Raw genomic sequence first — 13,131 nt, 5'->3', positions numbered from 1 at the left:
GGTTGACGTCGAATCAGGAGTTTGACATGTTCCGCAAATCTCTGTCGGTTGTGCTTGCGACGGCCTCCGTCATGGCCCTGCAGGCGCTCGCGTCAGCACCGGCGAACGCGAGTGCGTACGGCTGCACCGGCTCGCTGGTGCGCAGCTGGCCCCTGCCGCTGAAAGACGCGATAACCAAAAAGACCTACTACCGGAGTGACATCAAGCTCTACTACAACGCGAGAACCGGCTGGAACTGCGCCGTCCTCGCCAAGCGTCCCGGACTCGCGCGGTACGGCGTGCGCACCCCGATGGACATCTACATGGAGAACGACCTCATGGCCGACGACTACGTCAAGAACGTGAAGGGCAAGAGGGACTCCGATGGCGGGAGCTTCAAGTACTACGCGGGTCCGGTGAAGGTCTACGGCAAGAACCTCTGCGTGACCATCAAGGCCCAACACGATGACGCCGAGGACAACGGCGGCAAGCCCACGTACAACGGCCGTCTCTGGCTCCTCAGGGTGGCTTGCCACTGAACCACCGATCCGGCGTGCTTCCTGCACGCGCCCGCAGGAAGCACGCCGGGCCTGCGGGCGCGATCGGCGGCAGCCTGGCCCGGGGACATCCGTGAGATCATTTCCTACGATCGGCCCGGCGGCGTCGAGGCGTGAGATCGAAAGGTTGCGGACATGCTGCGTACACATCTGGCCGTTCTGGCCGCGGCGATCGTCGGAGCTTCCCTGCTGTCCACGCTCGACCCGCGACCTGCCGTAGCCGCCTCCGCCCTGACCTGCTCGGCGGTCGTGCCGGTGTACGGCATCGATGGCGGGGGAAAACTGCGCTGGTACGGCCACCGCGCCGGCGCCTCCGGCGAGGATTCCTGGGTTGCCGACAGCGGCAAGGAGATCGGCTACGGCTGGAACACGCTGGCCAAGGTGTTCTCCGGCGGCAACGGCGTGATCTATGCGGTCGACGGCGACGGGGACCTGAAATGGTACCGTCACCTGGATCCGGCGACCGGTGAGCGCGGCTGGGCTCCCGGCGAGCGCACGGTCATCGGCCACGGCTGGGGCGACTTCGTCGACATCGTGTCGACCGGTTCCGGGGTCATCTACGCACTCGACAAAGCAGGCGACCTGCACTGGTACCGCCATCTTTCGCCGACAACCGGCGAGGCCCAGTGGGCGCCGGGGAGCGGCAAGGTCATCCGCTCGGGCTGGACAGCGATCACCACCCTGATGACCGGGCGCGACGGCACCCTGTACGGCGTGAACACCAAGGGACACGTCCGCTGGTACGACCACACCGATCCGGTCGCAGGCGGCACCACCTTCGGCCCGGGCACGGGACTGGTGACCGGCGAGGGCTGGCAGGATTACCGCAGTCCGTCCGGCGCCGGAGCGGGAGTCGTCTACGCGCTCGACGCGTCCGGCCGGATGTGGTGGCAGCATCATGCCGACCCCCTCGCCGGGGCACCGGTCTGGCAGGACCGCCGCCCCTTGAAAGAAGGATTCGCCTCCTTCACCACCCTGTTCGCCGACGCCTCCGCCTGCTCGCCGGGACAGTCCTTCACTGGTTACTCCCCCGGCGGATCCGGCCAGAGCCTCTACTACAGCCAAGGCCGGGTCGGCGCTGTCCTGACGGAAGGCGCCCGAACCGCCGTCACCTACGGCCAGCAACGCAGGTTCGCCGAGGCAACGACCGAAGCGACCGTCTCGACCCGAGCCTGGGTCCGCCTGCTGCCCGGCCCGTGGTCACCCTCGGCGCCATGGGCGGCCTCATGGCCGGCGGCCAACATCGCCAGGACCGACGAGGATCTGCTGGACATCGCCACGCAGTACCTCGCGGATGCCCCCTCCAAGGTCCGGGACGGCCTGCGCTACGCGGGCGACGCGCACTACGGCCCCTTGCTCCCGGACGGCACCCGGGAGGAGGGCTCGGACTTCAACGACTACCTCGGCCTCACCTGGACCTACGACGACAAGATCGATCCCCCGGAAGCCCGCCAGTTGGAATCGCTGGACTGTTCCGGTTTCGTCAGGATGGTCCTTGGCTACCGCGGCGGATACCCCCTGGGCATCGGCGACACGCTGAGCAAGTCCGCACTTCCCCGCCGAGCCGTACAAATGGCCGATGAGAACGCCCCGGGCGTCACTGTGGTCGACGGTGGAACGGCCAAACCCACGTCCTACGCGGAGCTGCAGACGGGCGACCTGCTGTTCTGGGACGCCAGCACGGACGACGGCACAGCCCTCGACCATGTCGGCATTTATCTGGGAATAGACTCCACCGGCAAACACCGGTTCATCTCCAGCCGCAAAACGGTCGACGGGCCTACGCTGGGCGACGAAGGCGGCCCTTCGACCCTCGACAGCGCCACGCTCTACGACCACTCATGGCGCAAGGCCAAGCGCGCCTGACCTCTGCGGTCTGTTACGAAGTCGCAGCTCGGCCGAGGGCCGGCCGTACGTCGATGACCCGCATGCCCGCAGCCAGCGCCGCGGCCGCTCCCTCATCGCCAGTGTCATGGCCACCCCCCAGGACGGCCAGACGGAACTGGCGGTGGTGCTGGTGCTCGCGGACAGCAAGGGTTTGACCGTCAGCGGGGAGGGGGCGGAGAGCGAGCAGGCCACCCTCGTCAACGTACCGATGCCGGAGGAGCTGGTGGTGTTGACCCCGATCCTCGACGGGCCGCTGGACGTACTGCTCACCGCGAGCTTCGCCTGGTTCCAGCTGCTGATAACGGGCAGCTACCTCGGGGCCGCCAACGCACTGGTCGAGCGGGTGCTACTCAACGACCGGGTGCCCGAGTCCGAGCGGGTCCGGCTGCTGGCGGAGGTCGAGGGCGCGATGTCGGCCGCGGAGCGCGTCGCCCGCCGGATCGACGACGGAGACCCGCTCGAGTCGACGCTCGCCGACTCGCTGTACGTCCGGTACTGCGTGCAGGACACCCTCTCCCAGGTGGTCCCGCGCGCGGTCGACCTGCTCGCCTACCTCGACTCCACGGCCGCCGACGAGGTCGCCTACCTCGCCACCTACACCAACGGGCTGGCCCTGCAACCGCCGACACAGTCCCAGGTGACCGGTCCGCCGGCGGCGTACCTGGCCGGCGGGCCGCTCACCCTCGCCTGATCCCAGGCGTCCAACAAACCAACGGCTGCTCCTCGCCCCCGAGGATGGTCAGGACGCTGAGAACATCCCCAGGACGTCCCTGGGCCTGCGGGGCAGGATGACTAGTAGCTCCGGGGGCGATCGTTACCGGCCGGTGCCGCTAATGGCTGTCCCGCTGTTCCCCGACCCCGCGACAGGCCGTCGATCAGGGTGACGCGGCCCTCGGTCTTCAGTACCGGGTTGTCCAGGGCCGCGCCGGTGCGGGCCTTGCCGAAGGCGAGCGCGAACATCACCGCCGCGGTGACGGCGGTCCAGGCGATGCCCAGCGGGGAGTGGTGCGGGCGGAAGCCGGCCACCAGCACCCAGGTGGACTGCACCAGCAGGTAGGCGGCCAGCAGCGCGAACCCCGCACCGAAATCGCCGTTGCGGCAGGTCAGAGCTTGATCGCCGGATCAGGCAAGTCAGGCAAGTTGCTCGACGTTGGGTAGCGCGGCGAGCCGCCGACAGGGATCAGGCCGTCGAGGACGTCGACGACGAACTGGGACGCGGGGCATCGCTTCGAACTCGTCTCGTGAGTCGTCGTTCAGCACCGTGTGCGTTTCAGGTGACGGATGCTCAGCGATGGCTGGGCCCGCCGGTCAGTCGATGCCTTCGATGATGCGGAAGTCGCGCTCGACGCCGTCGGGGAGGGCCACCAGCGCCTTCTGGTATGCCTCGCTCTCGTATGCCGCGACGGCCTGTTCAAAGCTGTCGAACTCGATCAGAACGGCGCGTTGCGTGATTCCGGCCTCGTGGGCGACGACTCGACCGCCACGGGACAGGGTGCGCCCGCCCCCAGCCCGGACAGCCGGACCGGCCAGCTTGTCGTAGGCAGTCAGCCTCTCAGGGTCGGAAATGGCGGGGTAGACACTGACCCAGTAGCCCTTAGCCATGGAAACCTCCTGTGTTCGGCCGGACAGGTCCGACTTCGAATTGACACTCAGATCGATCGATCCCGGGGACGGGTACTGCGGTCAGTTGAATCGCCATATGCGCAGGTTAGGGCTTGATGTGCGGCCGAGGGAAAGACCGGTACGGGATAGACTCAGAACGGATCGTTATCAATCGGCGGGGAGGGCACGTGGCGCCGGATACGGTGAGCCTGCGGTACTTCCTGGTGCTGGCGCAGGAGTTGAACTTCACCCGCGCGGCCACACGGATCGGTATCGCACAGCCCGCACTCAGCGCCCGGATGCGCCGATTGGAGGCGGAACTCGGTACGGCCCTGCTGGTCCGCAACACGCGTAGCGTCGTATTGACCACGGCCGGTGCGGCTTTGGCGGAGTCCGCGCCGCCCGCGCTGGCGGCGCTGGACCGGGCATGGGACACCGCCCGGAGCGCGGCGGCCGGTGAACTGGGCACGCTGCGCATCGGATACAGCCTCAGCGCCGGGGCCGAGACGGCACCGGCCCTGGTGGACAGGCTGATTCGCGGCAACAGCGGACTCGAGGTCGGCGCGGTCCCGATGGCGACACCGGAGATCTCCCCCGCGGTCGCCGACGGCCGCATCGATGCCGGGATCACCCGCGGTGAACAGCCGGGCCGTGGCGTGCGCCGGTTCCTGCTGCGGCGTGCGCGCATCGGGGTCCAGCTGGCGCAGCACCATCCGCTGGCCGAACACCCGGAGATCGAGATCGCCGACGCGGCCGCGTATCCGCTGCGACTCCCGGACCGTGCGGCCAACCCCGTGATCCACGATCAGCTGTCCGCACTGTTCCGAGACACCCGACCACACCCCCGATTCCACACGCCCGCAGTCTCTTTCGACATGTCTCAGCGCGACCTGCGCGACGGGGTCACCCTCGCCCCGGCCGGAGAAGCCGCGGCCACGGCACAACCGGCCGGTCTCACCTGGCGACCGCTGCGGGGCGCGCCCAGCCTGACGTTCCACCTGGTCCTCCCACGCGAGCAGTCGCCACTACACCGCCGCATCCGTGCCGTCGCCAAAACCCTGGCGCACGAGCTGCACTGGCTGCCGGACTGACGCGCAAGAGGTCAAGCGGGACGGACGTCTGCGGTGGCGAGGCCGAAGACCTTGCGCCCGGCGGACTTCGCGGTGATGACGACGACGGCGGTCTTGCTGAATGTCCGACACGACCTCGCTACGCCGGCGGATCAGCATCCGATGATGGCCCCGGGTCCGGTCCGAGTCGTACACCGCGGCGACGTCCTCGCCCAGCCCGAGATCTCGGCGGATGTGGGCCACCACTGCCTCCGGGACGTCATCCAGCCGGGGGAAACAGCCCATCCGGTTGAAGCACTTCAGCTGCACCATCAGTGCCAGCAGGTGGTTGTCCGACCGCACCTGCCCACTCGCCCAAGCGATCTCCTCCGTCTGCGGCGTGGAGAACACGTGCAACTCCCGGGCCGATCGTTATCTTGGGTTCTTGGCCCCTTCTCGCAGGTCAGAGCGAGATGATCTTGTCAGGCAGGTAAAGGCACGGTGCTGAACCGGGCAGCCATAAGCGCGAGGTTCGCGGCCTGTCCCGCAAGCGCGATGATCATCAGGAGGTGGTCGGCGTTCCCCGGCAGCGGCCATGCCGGCCCTCCACTCCCGAACATGTCCCCAGCCGCCAGGTAGCGGCCCGAGTGGTCACGATTGCGGTTCCTGATCGTTTTGGAGCGGTGAATGTGGCTGGTTGGGTGGGGTTTCTGCAACGCGCACGGCGGCGTGGTCGAACTCCCGTCCGGTCTCCGCCGTCAGCTCGGCCATCAGGGCATCAGCGGGTAGTCCGGTGCGGGCGCGATACCACCCGGAGTCGAGCTCGATGTCCCACTTCCCCAGCGCCGTTCTCCAAGCGCTCTCGTTGGCGGCGGCCGTGTCGAGGAGGGTGCCGTCACAGTCGAAGATCAGAGCGGCGTACGGTGGATCCGGGTTGAGCATGGGCACACCTGCGAGTCGGGGGACACAATGCCTGCTCCGGCTTAGAGGGGCCAAGGCAGATGAGATGAGGCGCCGCTCGGTGTCAGAGCGTCATGAAGCGCTCGCTCTCCGGTCGCTGGGGGTCTGGAAGCCGATGAGGCCGGGTGTGTCGTCCGTGGTCAAGACGATCTGGTTGAGCACCAGCCCGGCCTCACGAGGCGCCAGCGAGATCGTGTGCTCACCCGGCCCGAGCGCCAACGCGGCCGCGGCGGCGCTCGTGCTGCCGTACCAGGTCTCGAACCCGGTCTCCGGCCCGGACTTGTTCGACTGGTATCTCCACCGCCCATCGACGAGCACGTGGTAGGAGTCGGCGTCGGCGTTCGGGTTGCTCGTGTTGACGAACAGGTAGTACGTGCCACCGGTCCGGATGTCGACGGTGAAGTCGAGCCGCGGTGGTGCTCCCGCCGCGGAGCTCCCGTTGACCTTCTGCGTCGGGCCCGCCCCGAACAACGCCTCGGCCTGGGCCGCCGTGGTCGCCAGCCACTGCGCCTTCGCGCCGGCGTCGGCCGGCGGGACGGCCTGGAGACCGTTGCGGGCCAGTGCCCAGCCGTGCGTCCCGTTGTTGCTGTCGACCGCGTTGGCGAAAGCACTCTTCTCCAACGCGTCGGCCGCGTCGAAGACGACCGAACCGTCCCGCTCCAGATAGGCGCCGACCGGCGCCCCCGCAGCCCTGCCCACCGTGACAGGCACCACCCACGCCTCGCCACGACCGGCGGTGACGGAGACCTCGGCCGTCCCGACCCGGTGTCCGGTGACCCGCACCTGACCGTTCTGCACCGCGACCGACACGGCGGTCTCGTTGTCGGAGGCCGCGGACACCACATCCCGCACGCCCTCGACCGTGCTCGTCTCGCCGGCCGACGTCCGGATCGCGGGCAGCCGGCGCAGCTCCGGCATCGTGTCAGGACGAGGCGCCACGGTGGCCCTCTGGGGTGCGGCGATGTTGTTCGGGCTCTCGGGCGGGCCGACGAGGCCGTCACCGACCGAGCCGGCGCGGGTCTCGATGATGATCCGGTCGAAGAGGATCGCCGCGTCCGAGCGGTAGACCACGAGGTCGTGCCAGCCCGGCGTGGTCACCTCGACGGTGAAGTTCAGGGGTTCGATTCCGTGCATGACGTTGAATCCCCAGGTGCTGGTGCTCGTACCGGCGACGGAGTTGCCGCGCAGCAGGCTGGGGGCCTGGTCGTCGAGTCCGATCGCCGTGCGCGCGGTTCGCGGCGTGCCGTCGTCCTCTGTGCCTTCGTTCAGCGTCGGAATCCGGTAGAAGGTCCCGGTGAACCTCCCGGTGGAGGTGAAGTAGACCCGGTATCTCAGGCGGGCGGTCGTCTCGAAGCCGGAGTCGACCCGGGGCGCGATCTCCGGGAAGCTGCCCATGGACGCCCCGCGCTGCCCCACGCCCTCAAGGGGGGCCCACCGGCTCCCGTCGGCGCCGCGCACATTCTCGGAGAAGTGCTCGGCCTCGATGGCCACGTAACCGTTGGCCTCCAGGTGCGCCGGCTCGGCGACCCGGCGCAGATCCACGGCTGCCCGCTCCGCGTCGACCGTGAACGTCGCGACCGGGTCGCCGGTCTTGGCGCCGTCGACGGCGTTGAAGACTTTGATCGTCCCCGTCGTGGCCGGATGGTTCCTGGCGACCGTCACCGTGACGCGTTGCTCTGTCGCGGTCGTGCCCGAGCGCCGGGAAAGGGCGATCCACGGAGCGTCCGCCTCGGCGACCCACTCCTGCGGGTCGGCTACGTCGTCCCGGGAGAACACGTCGAAGAACCGCTTGTCGTCGGGCGCGGCCGAGTTGAACCTGAGCGTGCCCCGGCCAGGCTCCTTGCTCCCCTCGGCGGCGGCGCCCACCGCATCGGTCGGTGTGGCCACCCGGGCATACCGGTCGTTGGTGAGCATGACGGCGCCCTCGTTCGGGAAGCCTTCGGGATGGCTGTGGCCGATGGCGTGGTCCCACTTGCCGCCGCTGATCGTGTTCCAGTAGTCCTCGTCGGTGAGGATGCGCTCACGGGCCTGCTTCGAGAGCAGTTCGTAGCTTCCCGCGCTGGCGTAGCGGCCTTGGGCGGCAGCGAGCTGGTTCTTCCAGTAGTAGCCGATCTGCTCTGCCATGTTGCGATAGGACCGGATCCGATGGAGCACCTGTTGATAGAACGCGGAGCGATAGCGCGGGTCGAGCTTCGCGGAAGCATCCTCGAGAATCGCCACCAGCTTGCCGGACTCGTTGATGTAGCGCTGGAGCTCGTCCCCGTCCGAGGTGGCGCTGAACGGGAAGACCTGACCGTTGTGGATCCTTCCCGAGTTCGCGTTGGACGAGTTGATCTCCCCCCAGAACTCGGCGCGCTTGGTGTTCTCGAGCGCATCGAACCTTTCCAGCGCGTCGGCGACCACGGCGGCGTTGGCGCCCCTCAGCCGGAAGTCCCGCTGCACGTGCTCGGTGAGGAACCTGCTTGCGATGTTCGTGTCGTCATAGCCCTTGACGTCCCACGCGAGCTTGGCGAACAGGTCGAGCTTGATCTCGCCGGGCTTGATGTCCCCGACGTTGAGGATCCAGTAGCGCCCCGCACCGGAACTCCACGCCCGACGCAGCTGCTGCACCATCAAGGACATCGGCGTCGAGTTCAGCCACAGGTAGCTCTTCGGCTCGCCCCAGTAGGAGATGTGGTAGTAAACGCCGTTCCCGCCGGACCGGGCGGCTTCGTTCCGGGTGGGCACCTGGCGCAGATAGCCCTGGTTGTCCTCGGCCCACATCAGGGTCACGTCGCCGGGGATGTGATCCTTCAGCCCGGCGTTGTAGAGATCGTTCATCTCCTTGTAGGGGATGAACACCTGCGGCACGGCGTCGACGCTGCCGTAGACCGCGGCGATCAGCTTGCGCTGCTCGCGGATGACGTCGGCCAGCATCTCGATCTTGTCCTTGAACCCGTACGGGTTGCCGGGCGTGAACACCGGATCGCTGTCGTGCACACCGCGGATACCCAGGGCGAGGATGTTCTCGAAGGCGGCGTTGGCGACCACCCGCTGGCGCCAGTACTCCAGGATCGCGGGCTTGTTGATCGAATAGTCGAAGGCCGCCACGGCGTCCGGGCCCTTGATGTCGAGCGCGTCCTTGTTGCGGGCGTACCACTGCCGCCACTCGCCCTCGTTGTTGCGCAGCATCAGCTCCGCGTGGGAGGAGGATGCGACCACGCCGAACGCTGCCGCCTCGCGGGCGTTGATCGGGGTCCCCTGGTCGTACGTCCCGGTGTCGGTGACCGCGTTGAACGCCCTCGAAGCCAGGTGCATCGCCGGCCACAGGGTGTTCAGCCCGAGCCGCAGCATCAGCTCATAGACGTGCCGGTAGTAGTTGACGTCAGGCGTGCCGTTGGCGGTGGGGAACTTCTTCTTCGCCCACGCGACGGTGCGTTCTTCGTCGTTGACGAAGATTCCGCGGTACTTGACGTCCGGCCCGTCGTCGGCCCGGGCCTTGCCTGAGACCTTGATGTCGTCGAGCCTTTTGACCGGTACGTCGCTGTACCAGTACCACGGCGAGACGCCGATCTCCTCGGAGATCGAGTAGATCCCGTAGATCGTCCCGCGGGCATCGCTGCCCGCGATCACCAGTGCGTTGTCGACCCCGGGGACCGGGTTCTTGATGGTCTTGGTCGCGTACGCCTCCCACCTGCCCTTGATCCCGGCGGCCTCCTCGAACTTGCCGGCTCCGACGATCCCGTCGATCAGCCGGCTCTGACCGATCTGGCCGACGATGATCGCGGTCTTCTGACCCGCGGCCCCGGTCAGCAGGGCCGGCAGCTTGCTTCGGTCGGCCTTCGCCAGCCGCGCCTCCTTGGCCGGCTCATCGTCGGCGAACAGGCTCTGCACCTCACCGGGATCGATCGCCCCGGTCACCATGGCGACGTCCTGGCGCAGGTCTTGAACCGCGCGGCGCACCTGTTTGTAGTCCCGATCGGCGTGATCGCCGCCATAGGACGGGTCGATCAGGATCGGAGCGGTCGTACGGCCGTTGAAGATGGTGAAGTCGGTCGATGCCGCCTGCGCCGGCCTCACCCCGACCGACGTCAGCGACGCGGCCAGCAGAGCGCCGGCCGTCACAGCCGCGTACCACCGCCTGGCCCGACCCGAGATATCGCGCTCGTCGTGCTGCACACCTCGACCTCTTTGCCCGGGCTGCGACACTACGCGCTCCTCTCGTCCGAGACGTCATCGAGTGGCCGGCATGATCGCAACGTAGGTACCTTGCGACAAGTTCTGCAAGGTGTTGCCAAAATTTCCACTCTCGTGGCTAGATGCGTTCGTGGAGCCCACCATCTTCGACGTCGCGCAAGCTGCGGGCGTGGCCGCGTCGACGGTCTCCCGGGCCTTCAACAAGCCCGGCCGGGTCAACGAAGCGACGCGACAGCGGATAGTCGCCGCCGCGGCGCAGCTCGGCTACCAGCACAGACCGCAGAACCGCGCTCTTCCGGGTCTACGCCACCGCACCATCGCCATGGTGCTCTCCGACATCACCAATCCCCACTTCTTCGAGCTGATCCGGGGCGCGGAGCAGCGCACGAAGGCGTCCGACGTCACTCTGGTGATCGTCAACGCCGAGGAGTCCCGGCGCATCGAGGAGAACCAGATTCGCGACCTGTCCGCCGGCGTGGACGGGTTCGTGCTGGCCTCCAGCCGACTCGACGACGAGGTCCTGCGCGACCTCGCCAAACTGCACCGGATCGTCCTGTTCAACCGAGAGCTGCCCGGGTTGACCAGCGTGACGTTCGACACCGGCGCCGGCTGCCGGCAGATCCTGGAACACCTGGCCTCGCTCGGGCACCAGAGCCTCACCTACTGCGCCGGACCACCCAGCTCCTGGATAGGCGCGGCGCGCTGGGCGGCACTGAGCGCCGGGGCCGAAACGCACGGTCTGACGGCACACCGGATCGGTCCGTACGCCCCCAACGTCGCAGGCGGCGGGGCCGCCGCCGACGGAGCACTGCGCACCGACGCGACGGCGGTCGTGGCCCACAACGACCTCCTGGCGATCGGCATCATCCGACGCCTCGCCCAGCGCGGTGTTCGAGTCCCTGCCGACATCAGCGTGATCGGGTTCGACGACATCTTCGCCGCCGACTTCGTCCATCCCTCGTTGACCACCCTGGCCGGGCCCGGCTCGCACGCCGGTCGGCTCGCGGTGGAGCCTTTGATCGAGCAGTTCGCCGCACGATCACAACGCGAGGGCGAGGCGATCCGTCTGCCTACCGAACTGGTGCTTCGCGAGTCATCCGGCCCAGCGAAACGCCGCACCTGAGCGGGGGCGCGGCGGCGGCGTCTTCTCAGACCGCGCGGACGGCGTCCGGGTCGGGGATCAGCCCCAGCTCGGTGACCGAGGCGAGCTGTCGGGCGACCCACTCGGAGGAGCCGGCCATCGGCCCTCCGCGGCCCCCGCCGGTGGTGTCCACCTCTTCGGGGACAGGTTGGTGAAGAGCGGTCAGGAAGGCGGCCAGGTGTGCTCCTTGCGCAGCAGCGCGTCCGCGTCCTGCGTCGCCCAAGGCAACCGGATGGCGAGGTCGTCGCCGAGCTAGTTGGTTGTCCCGGCCGCGCGCGCCGAGCCGCACCGGGTAATCGGCCAGGTCGGGGGCTTTCACGCAGCAGCTCCCCGGTGATCTCGATCTCGGTATGCGTCATGCGGACCAGCAGTAGCCGAGTGGCAGCCGACCCGTTCCGCCCGCTGGAAAATCATAAGGACGCGCGCGTCTGGACTTTGTTCACACGGTGTCAGACCAGGAGACCCAGGGTTGCGGGCGTTTCGCAGGCTGTCAGATGCCGGTTTTTCCTCCTGCGCGAACTGGTTGATCAGGTCGGCGAGGGCCTGCCGGTCCTGCTCGGGTAGGTGCCGTAGGAGGGCGATCATCGGCTCGAGCACCTCCGACGCGTGGCTGCGGGACATGCGGGTCGCCCTCGCCTACGACGACGTGGACCCGTGAGCGAACCCCCGGCGGTACAGGGTGTGCATCGTGTACACGTATGGCGCACAGCGACAGGGACCTGACCGCCCCGGACGCGGCCGCACCCGAGACGGCAATCGGACAGCCGCCGGCGGAGCGAACTGGGTATCCGTGAGGCGCGCGAGCAGCTCGCCGACGCGCCCGCTACCCGGCTGAGATCACCTACCTGACCAAGCACCGCACCCGCATCGCCGCGGTGATGCCCGCCGACGCGACCCACTTCCGAAGCCGCGCCGACTGCCGTCCTGTCCGCGCCTACCTCGCGACGTCCAGACCTGCCCCGCGAACGCCTGTACAAGGCCTTCGTGGGCCCGTTGCCTTTTCCAGCGACCAGGGAAAGGCAGGCTGTGATATGATCATTTTGTCATGAATAGTCATGACACATCCCAGCCTTGTGTGGTGCTCTCCGGCGACGCCGACAGCCCCGCCGCCCGCTTCGTCACCGCGATGAACTCTGGCGATCCCCAGGCTCTCGACCACGTCTACGAGGACGACGCCGTCCTCGTCCCGGTCCCCGGCCACCCCGTCACCGGCCCCGCCCGGCTCGCCGCCAACCGGCACCTGCAGAGCTTCGGGCTCCCGATCGAGGCCCGCCCGAAGCACGTGTACGTGTCCGGCGACATCGCCCTGCTCATCGTCGACTGGTCGATGCGCGGCACAGCGCGGGACGGCACCGAGATCGACATGAGCGGCACCGCCACCGACGTCGTCCGCCGCGGCCCGGACGGGCAATGGCGCTACGTCATCGACAACCCCCACGGCACCGCCTGACCAGGGCCAAAGCCGCAACAGCTCAGCCGCGCGCCCCTGTTCCGGAGAGGGCTCCGGAGGGGTCCGCCTGAACACCGCGGCGACGGCCGTCGCCGCGAGCAGCACGAGGGCGAGCCCGAACGCGAGCTCCGCCTCGGCGTTCGCGTTCGGGCCGCCGCCCAGGCCGTGCAGGAAGACGCTGCCGAGGACGGCGATCCCCGGCGCGGGCGGGGGCCGGCGGGGGGCGGTGGCGGGGGGCGGCGGCGGCCCCCCCCCCCGACGGAGGGGGGGGGGGCCGGGGGGGGGGGGGGTCGCCGGCGTTGGTTGTGCATTCCTGGCCCCCCCCCCCCC

General features: G+C 68.5%; 11 protein-coding genes. 6 read left to right on the top strand and 5 right to left on the bottom strand.

From position 1 onward, the window contains the following. Nucleotides 1–26: 26 nt before the first annotated feature. The 3 genes from ACWDRB_RS57270 (at nt 27) to ACWDRB_RS57260 (ending at nt 3,114) form a co-directional block, all read left to right on the top strand. Nucleotides 27–518: a hypothetical protein gene (locus ACWDRB_RS57270; RefSeq protein WP_449909632.1), complete on the top strand. Its 492-nt coding sequence runs from the start codon at nt 27–29 to the stop codon at nt 516–518. Nucleotides 519–671: 153 nt separating this feature from the next. After that, complete coding sequence (locus ACWDRB_RS57265; protein WP_449909629.1) at nt 672–2,402, top strand: tachylectin-related carbohydrate-binding protein; 1,731 nt, start codon at nt 672–674, stop codon at nt 2,400–2,402. Between the two features lie 106 nt (nt 2,403–2,508). Then, nucleotides 2,509–3,114 (top strand): hypothetical protein, encoded by a 606-nt coding sequence (locus ACWDRB_RS57260; RefSeq protein ID WP_449909626.1) that lies wholly within the window; start codon nt 2,509–2,511, stop codon nt 3,112–3,114. Nucleotides 3,115–3,215: 101 nt separating this feature from the next. Here ACWDRB_RS57260 and ACWDRB_RS57255 read toward each other — a convergent pair whose 3' ends face one another. Both ACWDRB_RS57255 and ACWDRB_RS57250 read right to left on the bottom strand, forming a co-directional pair. Beyond that, nucleotides 3,216–3,470, bottom strand: coding sequence for a hypothetical protein (locus tag ACWDRB_RS57255; protein WP_449909623.1), 255 nt, complete (start codon nt 3,468–3,470; stop codon nt 3,216–3,218). 261 nt (nt 3,471–3,731) lie between these two features. Then, on the bottom strand, nt 3,732–4,025 hold the full coding sequence (locus ACWDRB_RS57250) for a DUF1330 domain-containing protein (protein WP_449909621.1): 294 nt from the start codon (nt 4,023–4,025) through the stop codon (nt 3,732–3,734). Nucleotides 4,026–4,213: 188 nt separating this feature from the next. Here ACWDRB_RS57250 and ACWDRB_RS57245 point away from each other — a divergent pair, with 188 nt between their 5' ends. After that, entirely contained in the window at nt 4,214–5,116 is a 903-nt protein-coding gene (locus ACWDRB_RS57245; RefSeq protein ID WP_449909618.1) for a LysR family transcriptional regulator, read from the top strand. Here the strand turns inward: ACWDRB_RS57245 and ACWDRB_RS57240 are convergent. The 3 genes from ACWDRB_RS57240 to ACWDRB_RS57230 form a co-directional block, all read right to left on the bottom strand. Further along, on the bottom strand, nt 5,051–5,491 hold the full coding sequence (locus ACWDRB_RS57240; protein ID WP_449909614.1) for a DUF4158 domain-containing protein: 441 nt from the start codon (nt 5,489–5,491) through the stop codon (nt 5,051–5,053). The two genes, ACWDRB_RS57245 and ACWDRB_RS57240, sit on opposite strands and share 66 nt — an antisense overlap. A 234-nt stretch (nt 5,492–5,725) precedes the next feature. Further along, nucleotides 5,726–6,016, bottom strand: coding sequence for a hypothetical protein (locus tag ACWDRB_RS57235; protein ID WP_449909610.1), 291 nt, complete (start codon nt 6,014–6,016; stop codon nt 5,726–5,728). A gap of 90 nt (nt 6,017–6,106) precedes the next feature. Further along, nucleotides 6,107–10,192, bottom strand: coding sequence for a glycosyl hydrolase 115 family protein (locus ACWDRB_RS57230; protein ID WP_449909607.1), 4,086 nt, complete (start codon nt 10,190–10,192; stop codon nt 6,107–6,109). A gap of 148 nt (nt 10,193–10,340) precedes the next feature. On the opposite strand from ACWDRB_RS57230, the gene ACWDRB_RS57225 reads away from it, so the two are divergent. Together ACWDRB_RS57225 and ACWDRB_RS57220 are read left to right on the top strand one after the other, a co-directional pair. Beyond that, nucleotides 10,341–11,333 (top strand): LacI family DNA-binding transcriptional regulator, encoded by a 993-nt coding sequence (locus ACWDRB_RS57225; protein WP_449909604.1) that lies wholly within the window; start codon nt 10,341–10,343, stop codon nt 11,331–11,333. A gap of 1,063 nt (nt 11,334–12,396) precedes the next feature. Beyond that, on the top strand, nt 12,397–12,801 hold the full coding sequence (locus ACWDRB_RS57220) for a YybH family protein (RefSeq protein WP_449909601.1): 405 nt from the start codon (nt 12,397–12,399) through the stop codon (nt 12,799–12,801). The last annotated feature ends 330 nt before the right edge of the window (nt 12,802–13,131 follow it).

The sequence above is a fragment of the Nonomuraea sp. NPDC003707 genome (assembly GCF_053587055.1).
Note: the sequence above shows the minus strand (reverse complement) of the source record. Positions and strands in the feature narration are given on the sequence as shown.

Bases quoted from the DNA above. Each gene is read 5' to 3' on its own strand.
- ACWDRB_RS57270 (WP_449909632.1), top strand. From the start codon at position 27: ATGTTCCGCAAATCTCTGTCGGTTGTGCTTGCGACGGCCTCCGTCATG.
- ACWDRB_RS57265 (WP_449909629.1), top strand. From the start codon at position 672: ATGCTGCGTACACATCTGGCCGTTCTGGCCGCGGCGATCGTCGGAGCT.
- ACWDRB_RS57260 (WP_449909626.1), top strand. From the start codon at position 2,509: ATGGCCACCCCCCAGGACGGCCAGACGGAACTGGCGGTGGTGCTGGTG.
- ACWDRB_RS57250 (WP_449909621.1), bottom strand. From the start codon at position 4,025: ATGGCTAAGGGCTACTGGGTCAGTGTCTACCCCGCCATTTCCGACCCT.
- ACWDRB_RS57235 (WP_449909610.1), bottom strand. From the start codon at position 6,016: ATGCTCAACCCGGATCCACCGTACGCCGCTCTGATCTTCGACTGTGAC.
- ACWDRB_RS57220 (WP_449909601.1), top strand. From the start codon at position 12,397: ATGAATAGTCATGACACATCCCAGCCTTGTGTGGTGCTCTCCGGCGAC.